Source organism: Clostridioides sp. ES-W-0016-02, assembly GCF_020641035.1.
In the GTDB taxonomy this organism is placed as follows: domain Bacteria; phylum Bacillota; class Clostridia; order Peptostreptococcales; family Peptostreptococcaceae; genus Clostridioides.
In genome coordinates this window covers 222,380-245,002 of record NZ_CP061362.1, presented here as the reverse complement: position 1 = coordinate 245,002, position 22,623 = coordinate 222,380, and the positions used below count along the sequence as shown (strand labels likewise).

General features: G+C 24.2%; 30 protein-coding genes and 4 pseudogenes. 23 read left to right on the top strand and 11 right to left on the bottom strand.

What is annotated here, in order from left to right; translation table 11 throughout:
- Positions 1-69: 69 nt before the first annotated feature.
- The 3 genes from IC758_RS20720 to IC758_RS20710 all read right to left on the bottom strand — a co-directional run bounded on the left by IC758_RS20720 (position 70) and on the right by IC758_RS20710 (position 715).
- Positions 70-240 (bottom strand): hypothetical protein, encoded by a 171-nt coding sequence (locus IC758_RS20720; RefSeq protein WP_227845155.1) that lies wholly within the window; start codon positions 238-240, stop codon positions 70-72.
- A gap of 72 nt (positions 241-312) precedes the next feature.
- On the bottom strand, positions 313-492 hold the full coding sequence (locus IC758_RS20715) for a hypothetical protein (RefSeq protein ID WP_227845154.1): 180 nt from the start codon (positions 490-492) through the stop codon (positions 313-315).
- A complete protein-coding gene (locus IC758_RS20710; RefSeq protein ID WP_009899328.1) occupies positions 482-715 on the bottom strand; it encodes a hypothetical protein in 234 nt (77 codons plus the stop codon). Before IC758_RS20710 ends, IC758_RS20715 begins: the two co-directional genes overlap by 11 nt.
- A gap of 246 nt (positions 716-961) precedes the next feature.
- On the opposite strand from IC758_RS20710, the gene IC758_RS21105 reads away from it, so the two are divergent.
- Positions 962-1,090, top strand: coding sequence for a hypothetical protein (locus IC758_RS21105; protein WP_255631002.1), 129 nt, complete (start codon positions 962-964; stop codon positions 1,088-1,090).
- Between the two features lie 252 nt (positions 1,091-1,342).
- Positions 1,343-1,864, top strand: coding sequence for a DUF4116 domain-containing protein (locus tag IC758_RS20705; RefSeq protein ID WP_227845153.1), 522 nt, complete (start codon positions 1,343-1,345; stop codon positions 1,862-1,864).
- 176 nt (positions 1,865-2,040) lie between these two features.
- On the opposite strand, the pseudogene IC758_RS21300 reads toward IC758_RS20705, so the two are convergent.
- A pseudogene (locus IC758_RS21300) lies at positions 2,041-2,175 on the bottom strand (zinc ribbon domain-containing protein); the annotation flags it as partial.
- A 765-nt stretch (positions 2,176-2,940) separates the two neighbouring features.
- On the opposite strand from IC758_RS21300, the gene IC758_RS20695 reads away from it, so the two are divergent.
- Entirely contained in the window at positions 2,941-4,152 is a 1,212-nt protein-coding gene (locus tag IC758_RS20695; protein ID WP_227861006.1) for a DUF4116 domain-containing protein, read from the top strand.
- 500 nt (positions 4,153-4,652) lie between these two features.
- On the opposite strand, the gene IC758_RS20690 is transcribed toward IC758_RS20695, so the two are convergent.
- Positions 4,653-4,877, bottom strand: a complete 225-nt coding sequence (locus IC758_RS20690) for a hypothetical protein (protein WP_227825261.1) — start codon at positions 4,875-4,877, stop codon at positions 4,653-4,655.
- Between the two features lie 168 nt (positions 4,878-5,045).
- On the opposite strand from IC758_RS20690, the pseudogene IC758_RS20685 reads away from it, so the two are divergent.
- From IC758_RS20685 to IC758_RS20665, 5 genes and pseudogenes are all read left to right on the top strand, one after another.
- Positions 5,046-5,561 (top strand): annotated as a pseudogene (locus tag IC758_RS20685) (DUF4116 domain-containing protein); the annotation flags it as partial.
- 67 nt (positions 5,562-5,628) lie between these two features.
- Positions 5,629-6,108 (top strand): hypothetical protein, encoded by a 480-nt coding sequence (locus tag IC758_RS20680; RefSeq protein WP_227825260.1) that lies wholly within the window; start codon positions 5,629-5,631, stop codon positions 6,106-6,108.
- Between the two features lie 92 nt (positions 6,109-6,200).
- A pseudogene (locus IC758_RS20675) lies at positions 6,201-7,070 on the top strand (DUF4116 domain-containing protein).
- A 230-nt stretch (positions 7,071-7,300) separates the two neighbouring features.
- On the top strand, positions 7,301-7,639 hold the full coding sequence (locus tag IC758_RS20670) for a DUF4116 domain-containing protein (protein WP_227825259.1): 339 nt from the start codon (positions 7,301-7,303) through the stop codon (positions 7,637-7,639).
- Positions 7,597-8,151, top strand: a complete 555-nt coding sequence (locus IC758_RS20665) for a hypothetical protein (protein WP_227825258.1) — start codon at positions 7,597-7,599, stop codon at positions 8,149-8,151. Before IC758_RS20670 ends, IC758_RS20665 begins: the two co-directional genes overlap by 43 nt.
- A gap of 53 nt (positions 8,152-8,204) precedes the next feature.
- Here the strand turns inward: IC758_RS20665 and IC758_RS20660 are convergent, their stop codons facing one another.
- The 3 genes and pseudogenes from IC758_RS20660 to IC758_RS20650 all read right to left on the bottom strand — a co-directional run bounded on the left by IC758_RS20660 (position 8,205) and on the right by IC758_RS20650 (position 9,088).
- On the bottom strand, positions 8,205-8,354 hold the full coding sequence (locus tag IC758_RS20660; RefSeq protein ID WP_227825257.1) for a hypothetical protein: 150 nt from the start codon (positions 8,352-8,354) through the stop codon (positions 8,205-8,207).
- 154 nt (positions 8,355-8,508) lie between these two features.
- Positions 8,509-8,685: pseudogene (locus tag IC758_RS20655) on the bottom strand (zinc ribbon domain-containing protein); the annotation flags it as partial.
- Positions 8,678-9,088 (bottom strand): hypothetical protein, encoded by a 411-nt coding sequence (locus IC758_RS20650; protein ID WP_227861005.1) that lies wholly within the window; start codon positions 9,086-9,088, stop codon positions 8,678-8,680. The gene IC758_RS20650 and the pseudogene IC758_RS20655, both read right to left, overlap by 8 nt.
- A 710-nt stretch (positions 9,089-9,798) precedes the next feature.
- Between IC758_RS20650 and IC758_RS20645 the strand changes: the two genes are divergently transcribed.
- The 3 genes from IC758_RS20645 to IC758_RS20635 all read left to right on the top strand — a co-directional run bounded on the left by IC758_RS20645 (position 9,799) and on the right by IC758_RS20635 (position 12,419).
- On the top strand, positions 9,799-11,061 hold the full coding sequence (locus IC758_RS20645) for a transposase (protein ID WP_227825255.1): 1,263 nt from the start codon (positions 9,799-9,801) through the stop codon (positions 11,059-11,061).
- Positions 11,062-11,349: 288 nt separating this feature from the next.
- Entirely contained in the window at positions 11,350-11,850 is a 501-nt protein-coding gene (locus IC758_RS20640; RefSeq protein ID WP_227825254.1) for a hypothetical protein, read from the top strand.
- An 11-nt stretch (positions 11,851-11,861) separates the two neighbouring features.
- Positions 11,862-12,419: a hypothetical protein gene (locus tag IC758_RS20635; protein WP_227825253.1), complete on the top strand. Its 558-nt coding sequence runs from the start codon at positions 11,862-11,864 to the stop codon at positions 12,417-12,419.
- A gap of 79 nt (positions 12,420-12,498) precedes the next feature.
- On the opposite strand, the gene IC758_RS20630 is transcribed toward IC758_RS20635, so the two are convergent.
- Positions 12,499-13,365: a DNA methyltransferase gene (locus IC758_RS20630; protein ID WP_227825252.1), complete on the bottom strand. Its 867-nt coding sequence runs from the start codon at positions 13,363-13,365 to the stop codon at positions 12,499-12,501.
- Between the two features lie 241 nt (positions 13,366-13,606).
- Between IC758_RS20630 and IC758_RS20625 the strand changes: the two genes are divergently transcribed.
- The 3 genes from IC758_RS20625 (at position 13,607) to IC758_RS20615 (ending at position 15,559) form a co-directional block, all read left to right on the top strand.
- Entirely contained in the window at positions 13,607-13,909 is a 303-nt protein-coding gene (locus IC758_RS20625; protein WP_227825251.1) for a hypothetical protein, read from the top strand.
- Between the two features lie 233 nt (positions 13,910-14,142).
- Positions 14,143-14,622 (top strand): DUF4116 domain-containing protein, encoded by a 480-nt coding sequence (locus IC758_RS20620; protein WP_227825250.1) that lies wholly within the window; start codon positions 14,143-14,145, stop codon positions 14,620-14,622.
- Positions 14,623-14,932: 310 nt separating this feature from the next.
- A complete protein-coding gene (locus IC758_RS20615) occupies positions 14,933-15,559 on the top strand; it encodes a DUF4116 domain-containing protein (protein WP_227825249.1) in 627 nt (208 codons plus the stop codon).
- 144 nt (positions 15,560-15,703) lie between these two features.
- Here the strand turns inward: IC758_RS20615 and IC758_RS20610 are convergent, their stop codons facing one another.
- Positions 15,704-16,012, bottom strand: a complete 309-nt coding sequence (locus IC758_RS20610; protein ID WP_227825248.1) for a hypothetical protein — start codon at positions 16,010-16,012, stop codon at positions 15,704-15,706.
- 194 nt (positions 16,013-16,206) lie between these two features.
- Here IC758_RS20610 and IC758_RS20605 point away from each other — a divergent pair, with 194 nt between their 5' ends.
- Positions 16,207-17,031, top strand: a complete 825-nt coding sequence (locus IC758_RS20605) for a DUF4116 domain-containing protein (RefSeq protein WP_227825247.1) — start codon at positions 16,207-16,209, stop codon at positions 17,029-17,031.
- An 82-nt stretch (positions 17,032-17,113) separates the two neighbouring features.
- Here the strand turns inward: IC758_RS20605 and IC758_RS20600 are convergent, their stop codons facing one another.
- Positions 17,114-17,365, bottom strand: coding sequence for a hypothetical protein (locus tag IC758_RS20600; protein ID WP_227825246.1), 252 nt, complete (start codon positions 17,363-17,365; stop codon positions 17,114-17,116).
- Positions 17,366-17,668: 303 nt separating this feature from the next.
- Between IC758_RS20600 and IC758_RS20595 the strand changes: the two genes are divergently transcribed.
- The 8 genes from IC758_RS20595 to IC758_RS20560 all read left to right on the top strand — a co-directional run bounded on the left by IC758_RS20595 (position 17,669) and on the right by IC758_RS20560 (position 22,538).
- A complete protein-coding gene (locus tag IC758_RS20595; RefSeq protein WP_227845339.1) occupies positions 17,669-18,088 on the top strand; it encodes a hypothetical protein in 420 nt (139 codons plus the stop codon).
- A gap of 79 nt (positions 18,089-18,167) precedes the next feature.
- Positions 18,168-18,419 (top strand): hypothetical protein, encoded by a 252-nt coding sequence (locus IC758_RS20590; protein WP_227825244.1) that lies wholly within the window; start codon positions 18,168-18,170, stop codon positions 18,417-18,419.
- 628 nt (positions 18,420-19,047) lie between these two features.
- On the top strand, positions 19,048-19,407 hold the full coding sequence (locus IC758_RS20585; protein ID WP_227825243.1) for a helix-turn-helix domain-containing protein: 360 nt from the start codon (positions 19,048-19,050) through the stop codon (positions 19,405-19,407).
- A gap of 233 nt (positions 19,408-19,640) precedes the next feature.
- Complete coding sequence (locus IC758_RS20580) at positions 19,641-19,967, top strand: DUF4116 domain-containing protein (protein WP_227825242.1); 327 nt, start codon at positions 19,641-19,643, stop codon at positions 19,965-19,967.
- Positions 19,968-20,134: 167 nt separating this feature from the next.
- The gene (locus tag IC758_RS20575) at positions 20,135-20,701 is read left to right on the top strand and encodes a hypothetical protein (RefSeq protein WP_227825241.1); all 567 of its coding nucleotides are present in this window, start codon (positions 20,135-20,137) and stop codon (positions 20,699-20,701) included.
- Positions 20,702-20,722: 21 nt separating this feature from the next.
- On the top strand, positions 20,723-21,025 hold the full coding sequence (locus tag IC758_RS20570) for a hypothetical protein (RefSeq protein WP_227825240.1): 303 nt from the start codon (positions 20,723-20,725) through the stop codon (positions 21,023-21,025).
- A gap of 699 nt (positions 21,026-21,724) precedes the next feature.
- A complete protein-coding gene (locus IC758_RS20565; protein WP_227825239.1) occupies positions 21,725-21,925 on the top strand; it encodes a hypothetical protein in 201 nt (66 codons plus the stop codon).
- A gap of 28 nt (positions 21,926-21,953) precedes the next feature.
- The gene (locus tag IC758_RS20560; protein WP_227825238.1) at positions 21,954-22,538 is read left to right on the top strand and encodes a DUF1653 domain-containing protein; all 585 of its coding nucleotides are present in this window, start codon (positions 21,954-21,956) and stop codon (positions 22,536-22,538) included.
- The last annotated feature ends 85 nt before the right edge of the window (positions 22,539-22,623 follow it).

The window sequence follows — 22,623 nt, the reverse complement described above, 5'->3', positions numbered from 1 at the left end:
GCTTATATCTATCTTGAGATAGCTTCTTTACAATTTATATTATTAATAAGTTTAGTTTTATTATTTCTATTATTTTTGCTCTGTAGTCTTCTCCAAACTCATTTCTAATTGGTATAGCTCATTTTTACCTTCAACGTAGCTTTCACATACTTTTAAGTTATTAATTTCAATTCTTTGAAGCATACACATATCTTCAAAGTAATTTTTACAATCATAATTTTCACAATATATATTAGCCATTTTACCCCCTAATATTAAATTCTTGTATATTATTTATTCCAGTTTTATTTTTCATATCTTTTATTTTATCTCTTATTTTTCTATATAATTATCTATTACTTTATCTTTAACCAGGTCAATATAATCTAATATAGTTTGCTCTAACCACTCAAGCTCATTTTCATTTTTACACTTAAAAAATAAATCACTTAAAAATATTTCTAAATCTAATTTATTTAATAATAATTCTCCAGTATTATCTCTATTTAACATAATAATTTTTCTCCTTTTTTATTAAATTTAAAGGAATCCCTTTGTCGTTATAGCTTTCTTCTTTTAAAGTGATTATATCTACAACAAATGTTTCATCCTCTCCATTAAGCTTAACTTCAATCAAATTAAATACTTCATACACTTCAATAACAGTAATAATTTCTTCTCCCAAGTAAATAGGCAGTTTAAATTTCGTTCTATGTTTAAGTGTTTGGATATCCATAGTTATCTCCTTTAATAAGTATTAATCCTCTGATATATTAAATATATCATTAAATAAATTTAATATCAATATTTTATATAGTCAACAAAAATGGTATAATTATTGTGATTTCAAATAATATATTAATGCTATTTCTATAAAAAATAATATTAAAAAGGAGATATTAGGGCTTTTAATTCTGGAGTACCCAAAAATAACTTTAGTTATATACTTTTTTTAGATGAAAATGAGAAAGTGGTTAAAACTATGGTATTAAATGAAAAATATGATATTTCGAGGAGTAGAAGTCATAAGGAATACCTAAGTAAAAACGTTACTTTTAAATTTAATAAAGTGGATAAAGAAAATGAATTAACTTATAGATTAGAGAAATAAATATCAATAGGAATGTTTATAGTAATATGAGTTTTTATAAAATATTAATTTTTATTAGTAAAAAAAGTTAAATTTTATAAAATAAAATATAAAAAAATAAAAAATAATATAATTTCAATAAATTAATAAAAATATTATTAATTTATCGTAATAATTATAAAAAACAAAAAGGAATAGAATATAATCACTATATAAATTTTAAAAAATATATCTTTAATAATGATTGTTAAAAATAAAAAAGAGGTGGATTAAATGAGAGAAGTGAACTTAGATAGGATAAAAAATTGTCCATGGGATTTGGAATTTGCAGAAAAGCAAGCTTATGAGATGTGTATTGAGGCTATAGAAGAAGATGGATTGTTACTTAAAGATGTAAGGTGGGATGAACTTAATTTAACTAAAAAACAGATATATAAACTATGCCTTATAGCAGTAAGACAAAATGGAGAGGCCTTAGATTATGTTAAAGTACAAACAGAAGAGATATGTATAGAAGCGTTGAAACAAGATAAATATGCAATTAAATATGTTAAAGATAAAGAAAAATATGAAAATATATTTAATATTAAATATTTAAAAAAGCAGGGAGAAGCTAAAGAAGTAATGGCAATAAAGGAAAATGGTAAGTGGCTATTTACAGTAGGTTGCCAAGAAGACATAGACCTTGAAGAGTTTATATATAGAATTTATAATACAGATGGAGGGTTTGATTTAGAGAGAGGAATAAATGTTCATAGACAAGTTTATGTTGATTTTTTAGAACAATTTAAATAATATAAAAGAGCTATCTGTTAATTTAGATAGCTTTTTTTAACCACTTTTATTGGCATTGTTTAAATACACGTAGTGTTAAGGTTTAATCTATTCTTGAAGCTTTCTCATTATGTCAGTTATCCTAATTTAAACACACATAGTGTTAAGGTTTGATAGTTGTAAATAAGCCATTTTCACTAAGCATTCATAGGCTCTAATCTTAATCCTTCTTTTAGTATATTTATACTGACATTTATATTCCTGTCATGTTGTGTATTACAGCCTGGACAAACCAACCTTCTAAGTGTTAAGTTTTTTATATCTCTATTTCTAATGTTTTAGGCTTGCATCTCCATCCTCAACGCAAGTAAGGTAGAGTATTTCGCCTATCTTTGATAAATTGATTATAGCACTATATAAATAAATTTACAATAATTCATATAAACAATAAAATATAATATAGTTATCAAAGAATAACAAGAATATTAAAATTTATTATAAATTATTTACCTGTAATAAAAAACACTGCTATTTTAAGCAGTGTTTTACAGTTTTATAAAGTACATATACCAAAATGGCAAAACTCCAGAAGTCTTCTCCACTAAGAGTTATGTACAAGAATCTGAATAAATGCATAAAAGCACCTCCCTTTCTACAATAAAAATATTAGTTCTTTAAATTAATATTTAATAATGTAGTTTTAGAATGAGCCTTTATGGATTTGAAGTTTTTCAAAAAGAAAATACTTATTATTAATATATATTGTTATATGCACTTAACTATAGTTATATAACTAATTAATACTATAAATATTATATTATTTATATAAAACACAATATTATCTCAACTTTTAAATACACGTAGTGTTAAGGGCATAAGTCATTCTATCCCAACTAATAGTTAAAAACAATAATGTAGGTATTCCAAAAGATGTATCAATTAACTCAGAATAAATTTAATTATAGCACTATATATATCAACTTGTAATATTTCATATAATCAACAAAAATGATATACTTATTATAAATATAATTGAAAAATAATATAATAAATAAAATAAAGTATTATAAAATATAACCGAAAAGAGGAAAGATTAAATGAAATGTATAGATTTAGATATGATAAAAAATTATCCATGGGATTTGATAAATGCAGAAGAACAAAGTTATGAGATGTGTATAGAGGCAGTAAAACGAGATGGTAGATTACTTAAAGATATAAGATTTAATGAACTTAATTTAACTAAAGAACAGATATATAATTTATATTTTACAGCAGTAAAAGAAAATGGAATGGCTTTAAAGTACGTGAAATTCCAAGCACCAGAGATATGTCTTGAAGCTGTAAAAGAGACTGTATATGCACTTAAATATGTAAAAAATCAAACAGAGGAAATGTGCCTTATAGCGGTAAAGCAGAATGGAAATGCTTTAAAATATGTAAAAGAACAGACAGAAGAAATATGTGTTGAGGCAGTAAGACAAAATGGATTGGCTTTAGTATTTGTAAATAATCAAACTGCTAAAATATGCCTTGAAGCAGTAAAACAAAATGGTTTGTATTTAAAACATGTAAAATGGGATGAATTAAGAGGTAAATTTTCAAACGAACAGCTCGATGAAATATGTATAAAGGCTATAAGAAAATCACCAATGGTCTTGCAATATATAGAAAATCAAACTGAAAAGATTTGTATTGAAGCAGTAAAAGAAAATGGATATGCTCTTCAATATGTCAAAGAACAAACTCAAAAAATATGTTTAGAAGCAGTAAAACAATATGGATTAGCTTTAAAGTATGTAAAAGAACAGACACCAGAAATATGTATGCAGGCAGTAAGAAATAAAGGATTTGCTTTACAATATGTAGAAAATCAAACAGATGAAATATGCATGGAAGCAGTAAAAGAAGATGGATCAGCTTTGGAGTATGTAAATAATCAAACAGATGAAATATGTAGAGAAGCAGTAAAAGAAGATGGCGGAGCACTTAAGTATGTAAAGAAGCAGTTTGATGAAATATGTAGAGAAGCTCTAAAACAAAATAAATATGCGATTAAATATGTAAAAGAGAAAGATAAATATTTAGAAGAATTCGATATTAAATATTTAGAAGAACAAGATGGAGCAAGTGAAGTAATAGCTATAAAAGAAAATGGAGAGTGGCTATTTACAGTAGGTTGCCAAGAAGATATTACTAAGGAGGAATTTATTTATAGAATTTATAATACAGATGGAGGGTTTGATCCAGAGAAAGGAATAAATGTTCATAGACAAATATATCTTGATTTTTTAGAACAATTTAAATAAGCCATTTCTAAAATTAATTATAATCTAATATGTAGTTGGCATACTTACAAATTTATGTTAATATCTAAAAAAAGAGTGATAGACATGAGTTATGTTGAGAAATTACTGATTAATTGTAAATACTCACAAACAAATCTATTTTAATTTCTTAAAGGTATTTAAATGATATAAAAGAGTTATCTAATATCCCAGATAACTCTTTTTGTTACACATAGCTTTAAGGTTCAATAGAGAGTTGAAAAAGTATCTTAATATAAATTATTGTGTTCAAATACACATAGTGCTAAGGTTTAATTTATATTATCTTCTTGAATACAGAATATTAACATAGATTGCGAATATACTATAACCCTAAGGAAATAAAAAGGGTTAATTCTATCTAAAATTAATAAAATTTTCAATATATTTATAAACATTTTTTATAGATGTGTCATCTTAACCACTCCAGTTCATTTATTTCTAAATCTAATTTATTTAATAATAATTCTCCAGCATTATCTCTACTTAACATAATCATTTTTTATTAAATTTAAAGGTATTCCTTCATCATTATAACTTTCTTCTTTTAATGTGATTATATCTACAACAAAGGTTTCATCATTGTCTATAAACTTAACTTCAACAAGATTAAATAATTCAAATACATCAATAATAATAACTATTTTTTCTCCTAAATAAATAGGTAAATTAGTTTCTACCAGATATTTAAGTTTAGAAAGATTCATATATATCTCCTTTTACAAGTTTTATTATTCTACTATATTAAATATATCATTAAATAAATTTAATAGCAATATTTTATATAGTCAACAAAAATGGTATAATTATTGTAATTTAAAATAGCGTATTAATGTTATTTATATGAAATAAAATTAAAAAGGGAGAGGTGAATGGAAAAAATAGATATGAATCAAGTAAAAGAAAATCAATGGCTCTTACTATTGGGGAAAAAACAAAATCATAGCAGGCGTTTTAAGTCTGTAGAGGAACTTTGTCTAATAGCAGTAAAAGAAAATGGAATGATACTTACACATATAAAAAATCAAACAGAAGAGATATGCCTTGAAAGCAGTAACACAAAATGGTTTAGCTCTTAAATATGTAGAAGAACAAACAGAAGAGATATGCCTTAAAGCCCTAAAACAAAATAAACATGCAATTAGATATATAAAAGATAAGGATAAATATCTAAAGGAGTTTGATATTAAATATTTAGAGGGGCAAGGTAAAATAAGAGAAGTAATAGCAATAAAAGAAAATGATAAGTGGATATTTACAATAGGGTGTCAGATAAACATTACAAAGAAACTTTTATTTACAGGATTTATAATGAAGGTGGAGGATTTGACTCAGAGAAAGGGATAAATGTTCATAGGCAGTCTTATCTTGATTTTTTAAATGGCTTATAAAATTATACATTATTTAAATTTAATATATTAAAAATAATAGAAAAAAGGGAGAGTGTAATATAAGATTATGTATTGTAATATACCTATTCAAATTTTAACTACTATAGCACTATTAGGGCTATCAAATTATATGATTAATAGTATTATAGATGATAATTTAAATGAAATCGAGGAAAATGAGCTAAGATATAAATTAGATTATAGATTAGAAGATAATGTTATTAATGAGATAGAATCTAATAATGTTGTTAATATGGGAAAGTTAGCTAAAGTAAAATTCTCTAAAATTAGTGTTCATTCTTCTTATGATACTTTAGGGGGATTTAAAAGAAATATTAGCTCTTTTAATTCTGGAGCACCAAAAAATAAATTTAGTTATATACTTTTTTTAGATGAAAATGAGAAAGTGGTTAAAACTATGATATTAAATGAAAAATATGATATTTCACTAAATAGAAGTCATAAAGAATACCTAAGTAAAAATGCTACTTTTAAATTTAACAAAGTGGATAAAGAGGGCAAAGTAACTTATAGGTTAAAGAAATAAATATCAATAGAAAAATTTATCTTAATCTTTTCAGGTCAGTTTTAAATATAAATAAAATATTATAAAAAATAATTTTGGAGATGAGAATATAAATGAATATAGTAGATTTAGATAGGATAAAAAAATATCCATGGGATTTGAAATTTGCACAAACACAAACATATGAGATGTGTATAGAAGCCATAAAAATAGATGGATTGTTACTCAAAGAGGTAAGATTCGATGAACTTAATTTAACTAAAGAACAAATTTATAATTTATATCTAATAGCAGTAAGACGAAGTGGATGTGCTCTTGAATATATAAAGTGGAGCGAATTAGAAGGCGAATTCTTAAAAGAACGTACTCAAGAGATTTGCTTTGAAGCTGTAAAAGAGAATGGGTTAGCTCTTGAGTATGTGACAGAGCAGACAGAAGAAATATGCTTAGAAGCAGTAAGACAAAATGGATTAGCTTTAGAATATGTAAAAGAACAGACTCCTGGAATATGTCTTGAGGCTATTAAAGAAGATATAATGGCACTTCAATATGTAAAAAATCAGACAGATGCAATTCTTAGGGAAGTGTTAAAACAAAATAAACATAAAAATGATTATCTTGTAGAGTTAGATAGACTTGCTCTTCAATATATAAAAGAGCAAATCGAATCAAGGAAAAAATAGACTCCAGAAAGGTGTAAAGAAGCTTTAAAGCAAGATAGACATTTAATTAAGTATATAAAAGACAAGGATAGATATTTAGAAGAATTCAATATTAAATATCTAAAAGAGCAGAGAGAAGCTAAAGAAGTAATAGCAATAGAAGAGGATGGAGAATGGTTATTTTCTATAGGTTGCCAAACAGATATTGATAAAGAAACTTTTATTTATAGAATCTATAATGAAGGTGGAGGGTTTGACGCAGAGAAAGGTATTAATCTCCATAGACAAATATATCTTATTTTTTTAAAAGATTTTTATTAAATAGAAATTATTTTAATAAATTTATATTTATTTAAATAAATATAAATTTATTAAAATAATTTTAAATAATTATAAATATTTCAATATAATTTATTTTTATAAATTATAAATAATAATAATGAAAAAAGCTATCGAAATTGATAGCTTTTTTATATAGATTTAATTTTAGTTATAATATAATGCCAACCATTTTATAATGTTATATTAAATAATAAATAGGAGACAAAAAAATGAATAAAGACAAAAGAATTTTAAATAATATAAAAACACATCTATCGAATTTCAAACTGGATAGAAATCAAAGGTATGAAGATTACTTAGAAATAGTAAAACAAGATGGTATGAAAATTAAACATTTAAGTATGCTATTATCAAAAGATCAAGTTAATAAAATTTACATAGAAGCAGTAAAACAAAATGGGATGGCTTTGGAGTACATAAAAAATCAAACAGAAGAGATTTGCATAGAAGCAGTAAGACAAGATGGTGAAGCTTTAGAATATGTAAAGAATCAAACAGAAGAAATTTGTATAAACGCAATAAGAATGAATGGGTTTTTAAATATATAAAAGAAAAAACAGAAAAAATTTGTATAGAACTAATAATAAAAGATCCATATAAATTAATGTATATAGAAAATCAAACTGAAGGCATATGTTTATGGGCAATCTTGATTAGACCAGATACCTTTAAATATGTTAGGACTCAAACAGAAAGATTATGTCTAATAGCATTAATGCGAGATATTAGCTTATTAGAATATGTAAAAAAACAAACAGATGAGATATGTAGATATGCATTAAAGAAGAATAAACGTTCAATTATATACATAAAAGATAAGGAAAAGTACTTAGAAGAATTTGATATTAAATATTTTAAAAAACAAGGTAAAGCAAGAGAAGTAATAGCAATAAAAGAAAATGAAGAATGGTTATTTACAGTAGGTTGCCAATATAAAATTACTAAAGAGACTTTTATTGATAGAATCTATAATGAAGGTGGAGGGTTTGATTTAGAGAAAGGGATAAATGTTCATAGACAGACTTATCTCAACTCTTTAATAAATAAAAAAGCTATCTAAACTAATTGATAGCTTTTTTAAATGAATTAACTATAAATTGTCATAAATAATTTTTAACTTTTTCTATTTAGATGCTGTTTATTTTTGTCCCCATCATTAAGTACAAAAATATCTTTTTCTTCATAATTACAATGAGGGCATTTAATATGGTCCTCAAATATAAGCAATTCAATTATTTTTTCTCCACAATGTGGACATATCATGTTTAACACTCCTTTATACATATTGTATTAGTTATTATACTGTTTATAATAATTATTTTGTTTATTATTTTATTTCATCATATTGAACTACTCCACCTTAACTACCTTTGGTAATATTTGAAGGTGGAGATTCCTATTCGATAGTACTTTTGCACTAAGCATTCGTAGGCTCTAAGGGCTGTTCCATCCCCACTAATCTTAATCCTTCTTTTAGTATATTTATGCTGGCATTTATATCCCTGTCATGTTGTGTATTACAGTCTGGGCAAATCCATTTTCTAAGTGCTAAGTTTTTTACATCCTTATTTCTAAGACCACATATACTACATACGTTGAGGATGGAGTATTTCATCATAATAAATTAAATTAGGACTATCACATTCCTCAGACCTTATATATCCAAGAAAAGAATGCCCAGTATCATCAATGTATGGCTTTATCCAATTTAGGAATTTTGTAATTTCATTATCATAATTTTTCAAATTACTTCTTACTGTTAAAAAATAACTTTCAGTTATATTGTTAAATTTAAATATAGAATTAGTAAACCCATTAAAATAATAACTATCACTAAGAAAAAGCATTCTCCATCTGTAACAATTGAAGAAATCATGTTCTGGTAATTCTAAGATGTCATTTTCTATATCAAGCATATATTCTAATATTTTAATTACATTTTGAGGTGTATCTTTTTTTAATTCTATTGCAAAAACAAATTCTGTATAGTATCCCATATGATTTTTCTACTTGATTATGTCTCAAGTAAATACTCCTTATCATTTATTTTCAATCTTTATATATTTTAGAAAAATATTTAGTGATAATTTGATTATATCACTAAATAAATCAACTAACAATATTTTATATAAACAATAAAATATAAAAAGTATATGAACTTCGTATTATATAAAATTAAATTTTTAGTATTAAACTTAGAAAAAATATAAATATTCATAAACAGGTATACTTTGGTCTCTTTTCAACTCTTTAATAAGTAAAAATATATCAATTAGTTTAAATAGCTTTTTATTTATATTTAAAATTTCTATCATTTTTTTGTTTAACTTCAATCGAAAAATATAAATTAGGCACTATAACTTTAAATGAATATTTAAGTATTATAATTAGCATATTTATATATTTTTTAAGTATTAATATTTTAATATAACTATAAAAAATAATAATACATTTTATATAGTCAATAAATATGCTATAATAATTATAAAAAATAGACTATTTATAATTATTATATTGAAAATGTGGTTAAAAAGAGGCTTATGGAGTATAAAAAAAGTAATGAGTTATGAGCTAAACTTTTAGAAAACTTAAGAACAGAACCCTCCTCAATTTATTGATGAGATGAATGTTCTTGTTTTTATACTACTATAATGAATTGATGTTATTTTATTATATTTTAAATATTAATAGAAAGGAGAAAATGATTTTGCTTTTAACGAAAAAGATTATTTATAACCCAACTGAATTAGAACTTAATGTATTGAATTCTTTGGCTTTTTCATCTGCAAGGCTATGGAATATTGCTAACTATGAAAAGAAAAACTATAAAAAATTAGGGTTTTCAGAATTTCCCAATTGGTATGAGCAAAAGAAAAGACTTAAAGATGAGTTTTGGTTTAAAAATTTACCATCTCAAACAGCACAAGACATATTAGATAAATTGCAAAAATCATGGAAAAGTTTCTTTGAATTAAATAATTCAAAAGGGATTAAAAATCCTAATCCACCAAGATTTAAAAATAAAAAAGATTTATTTAATTTTACTTATCTTAATAATGGATTCGAAATAATAGATGATAATACTATTAATTTTACAATTTCTAAACAACAAAAAGATTATCTTAATGATAGATTTGCTTTCAATTCCAAATATTTAACTTTGAAAATAAATAACTTTTCAAAGGTTGAAGGTAAAATAAAAACAATAGAATTTAAACCTCTTAAAAATAAGAAATATCAGATTAATGTTGTTTATGATATGGAAAATATCGAATTAAAAAAAGAGAATGGAAAATACTTATCTATTGATATTGGCATTTCTAATTTATTTACTTGCTACGATAATGAAGGAGTTTCTTTTATAGTAAGTGGTTCTAAATACTTAGAAATAAGTCATTATTTTAACAAGAAAATAAGCCACTTACAAAGTATATCAAACTCACAACAAGTAGCAAGTGGTATAAAATATTCTAAATCAACTAAACAAATAGATAGGTTATATAAGAAAAAGCAACTACAATTAAATCATTATTTCCATAGTGCAACTAAAGAAATAGTTAAATATTGCATTATTAATAATATAAATAAAGTTGTAATAGGAGATATAAAAAACATAAGAGAAAAAGCAGACTTAGGAAAAATAAATAATCAAAAGCTCCATTCATTACCTTATGATAAAATATATAATTTGCTCTCTTATAAGTTAAGGAAAGAAGGTATAGAACTAATTAAAATAAAAGAAAGTTATACTTCTCAAGTAAGCCCTTTCGCACCAAAAGTAAGTAAAAAGTATGCAACAAAGAATAAAAGAAAGAAAAGGGGCTTATATATAGACAATCTAACATTATTTAATGCAGACAGCGTAGGAGCATTTAATATATTAAGATTATATGAACAAAAATCTAAAAAAGGAATAAAGATGCTATTTAAAGGATTAAGCAGTCCAAAGAAGATATATGTAGCTGTGTAACTCTGTAGGAGTAGCAGTATAGGGTATGGACTTCCCATATAGGTAGTATATAAGAGCAATGTATAGCTTATATATGACTATAAAAAGAAGCTCCTTATTGAAATAAGGAGTAGTTCACATGGAGATAATCAGCCAGTTAAAATTATAGCTTTGAGTAAAAAATATGACATTTTGAAAGATAGAAGTCATAAAGAATACTCAAATAAAAATAATGAAGAAATTTATATGCTGGAAGACTAAAAGGAATACGTTTTTTGATTGATTTTAAAAAAAAGAGAGGAACAAACTATGAAGACTAAAAATTTAAAGTGCAGTAAAGATGATGTTATTACTGTTTTAATTTGTATGGTAATAGGTGGATTATTTATTTATTTAGTATATCATATAATAGAACATTTTGACATGAAATATGAGGAAAATGAGAGGATATATAAATTAGATTATAGGTTAGAAGATGAAGTAGTTAAGGAGATAGAAGCTAATAAGGCTGTTGATTTAGAGAAATTAGCTAAAATAAAATTCTCTAAGATTGCTGTTTATCCATCATATAGTAGTATAAAAGATTTTAAATCTACTATTAAAGACTATAATCACACTATTCCAAAGGATTATTTTAATTATATAGTTTTTTTAGATGAAAAAGAAGAGCTTGTTAAAGTTATGGTTTTGGATAAAACATATGATATATTAGGAAATAAAAGTTACAAAGAATATTTAACTAAAAATACTACTTTTAAATTTAATAAGGTAAATAAAAATAATGATACAGTTTATACTCTGTACCAATAAGGAGGAATAATATGAATTTAGATGATAATAATTGTGAAAAACCAAAATCAAATTGTAATTCTGAAGAAGACAATAAAAAAGGAAATATAATTGCATCAGCAGTGTTTTTTATTATTTTTATGGTGTCGACTCTTCCTATGGCTATTCTTTTTGACAATGCAGATGAAAAAAAATTAGCAATTAAAGAGGCCCATACATTAGATTATAAATTAGAACAGACTATTTCAAACAGCATAGAAGCTAATAATAGCGTTAATTTAGCTAATGTAGTAAATATAGATTTTAATAAGGTTTGTATTTACTATTCATTTTCTATATTTGAATCAAAATCATCTTATGTTCCACCTTTCGCAAAATGTGCGGAAGAATTTAATGAAGAAATACCTAAAATTAATTTTAGGTATATTGTTTTTTTAGATGAAGATGGAGATGCTGTTAAGTCTCTTGTTTTAAACAAAAAGTATGATATTTTGGGTAATAGAAGTTATATGGAATATTCAAAGAAAGATACTTTATTTAGGTTTAAAAAGGTAAAAGGAGAAAATGAATACCACTATGAATTGAGTTAACTCACTATGTCTAATATAATAAAAAACTATCTATTAAAATAGATAGTTTTTTTATTATATACATGTATTAAAGAATTAATTAAAATAACCCCCATACTCCTTTGTCAATTCTGTAAAAGATTTTATTCTCTTGAAGTGTTTGTCTAATTTTTTCTTTCCAGTTTTTATTTGAGTTACATTTTTTATGTCCTTCTATTTTAGAGTATATTTCATTTAGACAAGCTTTTTTATTTAAACTTTCTAAAACATTTGCAACTAAATCTTTCCAAGTTATTTTTAGGCTATCCCTTATATCAAAAACATCTGTTTTAGTTATGCTAAAAGGGACTATAAGAGGATTATCTTTTCTTAATATCAAGACATATTCATGAGCTATCTTTATAAAATTATTGTTTGAATATATTTTATTATCACTTGTACAATTATTTTGTTTCTTTATAATAATTTGCTCTATAGTACCAAGTTTAGTCATATCTAATAGCATGGAATAAAGCTTCTTATTCTTTTTAACATCTGCCATTAAAATAGCTATTCTACCCCCTTTATCAAGAGTGTTAAATTGCTTTGTTAAACAAAAATTTAATTTCCTTATAAATTCATAGTAATCTTTTATATGAGATAAATCATTTTTTAGTATTTCATTTCCATACACATTTCCTGAAAATTTTATTATGTTCCAATATGGGGGATGCCAAAAAATAAATTCATTTCTTTCTTTAATGTCATCGTCAATTAAATCAAATCCAGTGTTCAAATCATAGCAATTTGATGATATGTTTAAATAATTTGCTACATCTTTTGTTGTAAAAGAACCAGCCATATAATCACTAATTTTGTCAAATTTATATATTTTGTTTAAGTCTAAGATAATTTTCCCACTTGTGTTCCCCCTGTAATTGTTCTTGCCAAAATCACCTCTATTTTTATAATTCACAATACTGTCCATTTTTAATAGCTCCTTTTTTAATGTTTATCTTTTTAAACTAACCAACCCGAAGACTTAAAAGTTGTACAAATCTCACCTTAAAAAATGAGTAGATATAGTTTTAATAACTATATCTTTCCTATAATTAATTATATCACTATATAAATCATATCTCAATATTTTATATAAGCAATAAAACACATAATATAATTATTAATTTATAAAAATAAACTTTGTTTTTAGTGTATAAATATACTTTATTATGTTTGATGACATTAAATATTTAAATGGATTAAAACAGATAAAAAGTAAATATAAATTTATATTTAGCAATATTGAATATGAAGAAGCTAAAGAAGAAATTAGAGATGTAATTGCTATTAAAGAAAATGGTAAATGGTTATTTACTCTTTGTAATTCCTTTTTCTTAGATGAGATGTGGGAAGATATGAGTAAAGGCGTATTTCTTAACAAAATATACACTGAAGATCGTGGATATAATGCAGTTCACAGAGTAAACTTATATAGACAAGTCTATATTGATTTTTTAGAACAATTTGAATAATATAAAAAGAGCTATCTTTCGATTTAGATAGCTCTTTTTATACTACATTTTATATAAGTAACAATATTTTTATTTCATAATAAAAATATCATGATAATGGTTTTTCAACAAATTCTCCAAATTATTTAAATTCATATAATTAATAAATATCATCATTATTAAATTATTAAACAAAAATATAATATAAAAATACATGTTTTATAATTATAAACTTTAAAAAGGAGAATGTTGATATGACTCAAAAAGATAAGGATTTATTAAGAGTAAAGATAAATGGTCTTTATTTAAGAAATATTATAAAACAGGACCATGAAATATGTGTTGAAGCTGTAAAAGAAAATGGATTAGCCTTACTCTGGGTAGAACAACAAACAGAAGAATTATGTTTAATAGCAGTAAAACAAAAAGGTGGAGCTCTTGAATATGTAAAAGAGCAAACAGTAGAAATGTGTATGATAGCAGTAAAACAAGATGGTAAAGCTCTTAGATATGTAAATTGTGACGAACTTTCAAAAGAACAGATGTCAGAACTTTGTTTAATAGCAGTAAGACAAAATGGGAATGCACTAAAATATGTAGATAATCAAACTAAAGAAATATGTTTAGAAGCAATTATCCAGAATATAAATGCTTTTAGTTTTATTAGATGGAAGGATTTAAAAGTTTCATCTAATGATTTAATAGGAATGCTTATTAAATTAACTTTTAAGTAGGGAAGTCCGATAGTTTTGAAAATATTAAAATATATTGAAGGCTAATAAATTTGATGATATAATGAAATTACCATATATGTAATATAAAATAATTATAATTTTAAAACTGAATAAGTTTGAAAGACGAAATCACTCTTGTCAGAGTGATTTTTGTTTTTAATTAATAAAGCTCAATATTATTTACATTAATTAAATTGATTAATAAATTAAGTATTTTTATTTGTATAAAATATAATTTACAATAAATATTTAATATAAACAATATAAATGTTATTATATTATTAATATTAAAGCTGGATAGGAGAATTATATGAAAAATAAAAATATAATATTAGATAAATTAAAGAATAAATTATCAAAAGAAGAATTTAGTGAATTATGCTTAGAATTAGTAATGCAAGACGAAAAGACTTTAAATGAGATTAAATCAAACTTAACAAAAGAACAAATTAATGAAATATATCTTAATGCGGTGAGGTCTGACCGTTTAGCATTACAATTTATAAAAGAAAAAACACCTAAAATATGTTTAGAAGCTGTAAGACAAGATGGTTTAGCAATTAGATGTATAAAATTGGATGAGTTAAAGAGAAAATTTTCAAAAGAGCAAATAGAATCAATATGTTTAGAGGCAGTTAAAGAGAATGGAGATTCTCTTATGTATATAGTAGAGCAAACAGAAGAAATGTGTTTAATGGCAGTAAGACAAAATGGTATGGCTTTAAAGCATGTAAAAAATCAAACAGATAAGATATGTCTTGAGGCGGTAAAACAGGCTGGATTAGCTTTATGGTATGTAGAAGAACAAACTTATAATATATGTATAGAGGCAATAAGAAATGATGAACATGCTTTAGTATTTGTAAAAGATTACCAAATTGACAAAATACGTTTAGAAGCAATTAAAAATCCATATGTATATAGGCTTGTGAAGTGATGTAAATTAAATAGTAAGCTCTTAGTGTAACTAATTAAAAACTACCTTAATAGAGATATTTAATCCTTTTTTAAGGTAGTTTTAATAAAGAAGTCCTCTAAATTAATCGATAGCTTTTAGTTCATTAAATTTAGTTGAAAAATTTTATTCAAAAGAAAAAACAATTTCATTCTCTTTGAGCTGTGTTTTTCTTATCTTATTAAAAAAATCATATAAATTTCGAACCTCTTCTAAAGTGCCAATACATCTTAATATTTCCTTACAATCGTCAAAAAAATCTTTTTCTATCTTTTTAAATTCATTGTTCCTAATTTTAATTTCTTCTTTTTCTAAATTATCATCACTGAAAAAGTCCACAAAATTTTGTAAAAAATTAAACTCCATCTGCCCTATTTTATTAGATTTAATAACCTTATTACCTATCTTAGCAAAAATTAAATAATTAAAATTCATTAAAAACACCTTCCTATTTAAAATATTTTCTTTAAAATAAACATTTAAAAGCTAATATAATATAGTAAATTTCTTTAATCTTTATAATTTTTAATTATGATATTAGTTAATAATATATTAATTTTCTAAAGGTATTAAAAAAGATAGTGCATCCATGTTAAAATAACCTTAGATGCTAAAAGGGGAGATGCAAAGTGAAGCAATTAAAACTTGATTTAGAAAGAATAAAAAAAGAGCCTTGTTGTCTAAAAAATATAAAACAAAACTATGAACTGTGCTTAGAAATGATAGGAGAATGTGGAGATGCTTTACCTTTTGTTAAATGGGATGAATTAAACCTTACTAAAAAGCAAGAATATAATATATTTGTTAAGGCAGTAAAAGAAAATGGATTAGCTATTAGGTATATAAAAGAACAAACCCCAGAACTATGCTTAATAGCATTAAAGCAAAATAATAAGGCATTGAAATATATAGAAAATCAAACAGATGAGATATGCTTAAGAGCAGTAAGAAAAGATGCAAGATCTTTAGAGTATATAAAAAAACATAATTATAAATTATGTTTAGAGGCTGTAACTAAATGGGGAGTATCATTAAAATATATAAAGTGGGATGATATGAGTATAACTGATAAACAGAAATACAACTTATATATTAAAGCAGTTAAACAAGAAGGCTTAGCTTTATTGTGGATAGAGGAGCAAACAGAAGAACTATGTATTGAAGCAGTTAAGCAAAGAGGGCTATTATTATCGAGTGTAAAAGAGCAAACAGAAAAAGTATGTTTAGAGGCAGTAAAAGAGAATGGTTTAGCTCTTGAGTATGTAAAGGAACAAACTCCAGAGATATGCCTTGAAGCAGTAAAAGAGAATGGACTGGCCTTAAGGTTTGTAAAAAATCAACTCGATGAAATGTGTAAAGAAGCAGTGATGGAGAACGGATTAGCTTTATTATGGGTTAATAATCCAACGGAAGAACTCTCTTTGATTGCATTAAAACAAAGAGTTGGTAAGTAATGTGTTTAAAATAAAAGAAAGCTATTTAAATTAAATAGCTTTCTTTTATTACATATAATATTAAATAAATACCCTAAAAAGATTATTGTAGCATTTCCAGCAACATTTCAGCTATTATATCAACATCTGTGTCTAAAGGATATTCATTATACCCATTTTTATCCCAAAATTCTAATTTGACATAACTCAAATTCCTTTCTGTTATAAATTTTTTTGTTTTATTTATCACTTCTACTTTTTCTTTATCTTCCTCATAGTGGCAAGAATTACATCTTACATGATTTAAAAATAATTCAGAAACTGCCATTTCTTTATTACAAATAGGACATCTCATATTATCACTCCCTAATTAAAAATATTTTTTAAATAAACTAAAATATAATATAATATATTGTGTTTCTTAAATATTTATCATTTTACAGATAATGTTTTTAATTAAAGTATAATTTAAAGATACTAAACAAACTATTATGAATAGGGATAAACTCTTTAAGTTAGTAATTAAAGAGTTTATAATATGTCCAGATGAAAAGAAAACTTTCAATAAAATATAAGAAGGAGGAGCTACTCGTCAAAATATTAAAAAGTAAGTAGTTAAAGTATAAGAATTGACCATATTTTGAGTAGCAGAATACATATGTCACAATACGAAGTTGATTTAAAAAAAGTAAAAGAAAATGGATTGTATTTAAAAGAGGTTGAAAATCAAACAGAAGAAATATGTTTAGAAGCAGTAAGACAAAATGGAGTATACTTATACTTTGTAAAAGAGCAAAGTATAAAAATTTGCACAGAAGCCTTGATATCAAATGCAAGTGCTATTTATTTTATAGATAATGAAAAAATAGATAATTATATAGAAAAATTCAAAGTAAGAGAATTAAAGGCTACAGACAGGAGTAAAGGGGTAATAGCTATAAAAGAAAATGAAGAGTGGCTATTTTCTATAGAATGTAAAAAGAATATCTCAAGAGATGAATTTATGAAGATGATTTACAAGATGGATAAATATAATAAACAAATATATATTGATTTTGTAGAAAAACTTTCAATTTAAAAGGTTTTAAGTTTATATAAAAAGAATTAAATAAATAAGGATATATTTAATTAAAAAATTTAAGACAAGGAGATATGTTATGGATCAGATAATAATGGACCTAAAAAAAGGAAAGGTTAAATTAAAAGATGTAGATTTTAAAAAAAATAGATTTACTCAAAGTGAAATTGATGAAATTTGTATGGTTGCAGTAAAAGAGGATGGCTTAAACCTACAATATGTAAAGAATAAAACTCCAGAGATTTGTTCAGAGGCTATTAAACAAAATAAAGTGGCCAGGATGTATGTAAATTGTAATCAAGAAGAGAATAATGCTTGGTTAAACATTTAAACATTAAAAAGCTTCCCTAAAATAAAAGGAAGCTTTTTTTTTATGACAAAATAAAAAATCGCTTAAACGCCATAAAAGCGATTTTATAATAGTGAAGCATGCGTAGGAATACCTATCAGACCATACTTCAAGATAAAGGTGCGTCGCACTTTACGATAAACTGAATTATCTTAACTTTATCCCTGGAGCAATTGCTTTGTTTTACCTGTAAGCCCAATAAACAGGACTACCCAAGAAATTTATGCCTATTTATTAGGCAGTGGAATTGCTTACCACTAAAATCATATAAAAAAAATATTTCATATAACTCTTTTAAAATCTTGGTATTTAAAATAAAAAAATGATAAACTTTTTATTAAGTATTATATATATTATACCATTAATATAACTCAGATTCAAGTATATTCAATTATATATAAAGCTTTTTATATCTATAACAGAGTATATAAAAATTAAGTTTATACTAATAAAAATTAGAGAGGTAGTATCAAGTTATAAAGGGGAGTACAAAGAAGTTCTGGGTAGCATGTAAGAAGATGAAATAGTTTTTATTTAATAGTTAATTTCTAAATTAAAGTAAGGCTATATATGCTTAGAAAAAATTAAAATAGTTTGAGGTGAATGATTTATGAATATTACGGAGTTTGGTAAATTTTCGAGAAAATTAAGGATAGAAAAAGAGGAGATTCTTAGAGATATGTCTGAAAAATTAAATGTGACTGTCTCTTATTTGTCTGCTGTAGAAACTGGGAAAAGAAGTATTCCTAAAAGTTGGGAAAATATAATGATAGAAAAATATAATCTTAATGGTGAAGAACAACTAAAATTAAAAAAAGCAATAAGTGATTCTGCTACAAAGATTAAGATAAATATGAAAGACGTTACAACAGAAGAAAAAAAATTATTATTTTGTTTTCTCAAAAACTATAAAAATTTAAGTACGAAAGATAAGTTAAAGATCAAGGAGATTCTATTAAAAGAAAATTGAAAATAGCTATAAATCAAAAAAGGAATGATATCTATCATTCCTTTTAAAAAAATTAAGGAGGTCACTTCTTTGATTTAAAATAAAAAAATTAATTGTAATTATGATATAAGTATATCATTTAAAAAATAATTTTGCAACGTTTTTTATAAACAATATAAAATTAAAATAAAAAATAAGTTTTTGTATATAATAAATGAAAAAGTATTATTAAAATAATAAGGAGTGAAATGAGGATGACTCAATATGAATTTGATTTGGCTATGGTAAAAGAAGATGGGGTATACATGATGAATGTTGATAAACAAAGTTATGAAATGTGTATAGAAGGAGTGAGAAGCAACAAAAAAGCAATTTTGTATATAAGATGGGATGAACTTAATTTAACTAAGGAGCAGAAAAACAATATATATTTAGAAGCTGTAAGAAATGATGGCTTAGCACTTGAGTATATAGAAGAACAAACAGAAGAAATCTGTATAGAGGCAATTAGACAAACCAATCAAGCTATTTTATTCGTAAAAAATATGACTAAAAATATATATTTACAGTCTATAGCTTAATTTAATTATTAATCTTAGAACTATTTAAAAAAGGGTGATTCTATTTGAATCATCTATTTTTTTACAAAAAATAGAAAATGGGTTACTAAAGACCAATAACATATGTAATAATTGTCATAGAAGAATATAGAAATATTAAACTAATTAGATTAAGAAGATATGTAAATATGGGGAAAGGTAAGGTTGATAAAATGGGATTAAATATTTTTAATATATGGGAAAGTATTGGTAAGAAAACACCATTTGCGGTGAAGCGAACTAATTGGTCTAACAAAAATATATATGCAATTGTAGATAAAGTAGAACCAGATGGTAATGGATATGGCAAAGCTTATGGAACTCCCACTGAAAATGGTGAGTTTTGTTCATATTGGCAGACTGACAAAAAATGGAGGGAAAGCAGATTAATCCCAAATAGTGGTGTATATAGTTGGGAATATATAAAAGATGTCCCATTAGAAATTAAAAGAGAAAATTCTAATAAAAAAACAGTGGAAGTTGATAAAGTGGAAAAGCCTGTTAGTGGCATTTATGATATTGAGACCAATATAGATTTTGGAAAGTATAGAGGCTTAGAAATTGGTAAATTAATTAACTTGAATCCAAATTACTTAATTTGGGCAATAGAAAATATAAGTAAATTTAAATTGAGTTGTAATGCAATTAATGAACTATGTAAAAAAATAGAAGTTAAAAATGAAGTTGTTCAAATAAATAATGAAAAAGGTAAATAAATCTTAATTGGAGGATATGAGATGAAGGTGTTAGATGAATTTCAGATGAAAGAGAATATTAGTTTAATAGGAAAAGTGTGGGATCTATTTAAAAATGATTTATTGGAATTAGTCAAATCAACAGATGATGATATAAGTACAAAAGCAATGGTAGAAATGATTAAATCAATAAAAGAACGATTAGAGCTAACTACGGAAGAAATAAAAGTTATAGACAAATGGACCATATGCTTCATTGAGGGATGTAAAAAATATGATGCTAAAATAATTAAAATTATGGATATGACAATAAAAAAATTAGAAGAAGATTTTTATAATAACTAAATACAAAAATAAAAGGTTGGACTTGAAATTTGATTCTTTTTCAAGTCCAACCTTTTTTAATTATCTTCTTTTAACTTCGGGGAGTAAGGATATCCTCTAATCAAAATATAAAGATAAGTAAAACTTGAATCTAATGTTAGTAATGTAAATAGCATCAATAAAACTAATTCTATAGTACTACAATTATAATTTAATAAAAGCTTATATGTAACATAAAGACTTAAAGAAAGCATAATAATTGTATTTATTAATAATAATGGAGTAAATACAAAGAAAATGTTTATTATCATTGGTAAAATAAATATAAGAAATACATAATTAGGTAATCTCGCTAATTTAAGTAAAGGTAAAACATCTAATATGGGAACAAAAGCAAGCCAAGGTCTCTTTATATTAGCCCTTAAGCTTAACATATATAATCCATATCCATTTAAAAGATATAGAGTTATAGTTAATATAATATTTAAAGTATTAATATTTCTATAAAAAAAATCTAACAATAAATACACTTCCTTTCAGAATTTATAATAAAAAATTATATTAGTAAGATAGTATAGTATTGTAATTTAAAATATATAATAATTTGTTGACTATATAAAATAAAAATAGTAAAATTTATATAAAATATATACTATATTAGATGATTTTATGTTTAACTTATAGTTAATGAATATATATATTATATATGGAGGTGTTGTTATGGCAAGTAGCTATCCAGAATTAATAAATGAATGTGAATCTTTAGGTTACTATCTCAATGAAAAAATGTATATAGAAGGACAGCCTAAAAAGGGAAAACAAAAATTAAGTGAAAAAGAATTATGGGAAGTTTTAGAAGAAATTAGAAAAGATTTGTTTGAGTTTTATGACGAAGGAGCACAAGCATTAGGATGGAGATAATTAATAATAAATTTGAGAGGTGGATTATATGATTTTTGAAGAAAGTAAAGAGTTTTTAGTGTCAAGGATAACTGATATAATGGGAAAGCTTCAAGAATATAAATTGGAAAAAGAAGACATAGAGGGACATGATTCTTGTGAAGATATTATAACTAATATAAGTTTATTGGGTAAATATAGAGATTTAATAGAAATAGGATACCAAGATCATTATAAATTAAATAATGAAAGAATACTAAAGTATCCTTGTATTTATAAACATTTTAAAGGTAATTTTTACGCAACTATAGGCTTAAGTAAGCCGATGGATGAAAAAAGCTTAATAGAGCTTCTTTCAGGGGATCCAGTAACTGAAGGTAGACATTATTTACTGTATAATTGCTCTTTTATCTCAAAGCATACAGAATCAGGTAAAAATATATATATGCATAAAGATAAAATGGGAAATCTTTACCATTCAGAAGAACAAGTTGACTGTGAGTTAGTTATATATAAATCTTTAGAATATGATAAAAATGAAGTGTATGCAAGGCCTTTAGAAATGTTCTTATCTCATGTAGATAGATTAAAATATCCTGAATTTCAAGAATGGAGATTTGAAGAAATTAAATAATATAAAATATGTAATAATTAAACTAACATAAAGAATAAATATCATAAAACTATTTATTATATATTAAAGTGATAAATTAATTGCC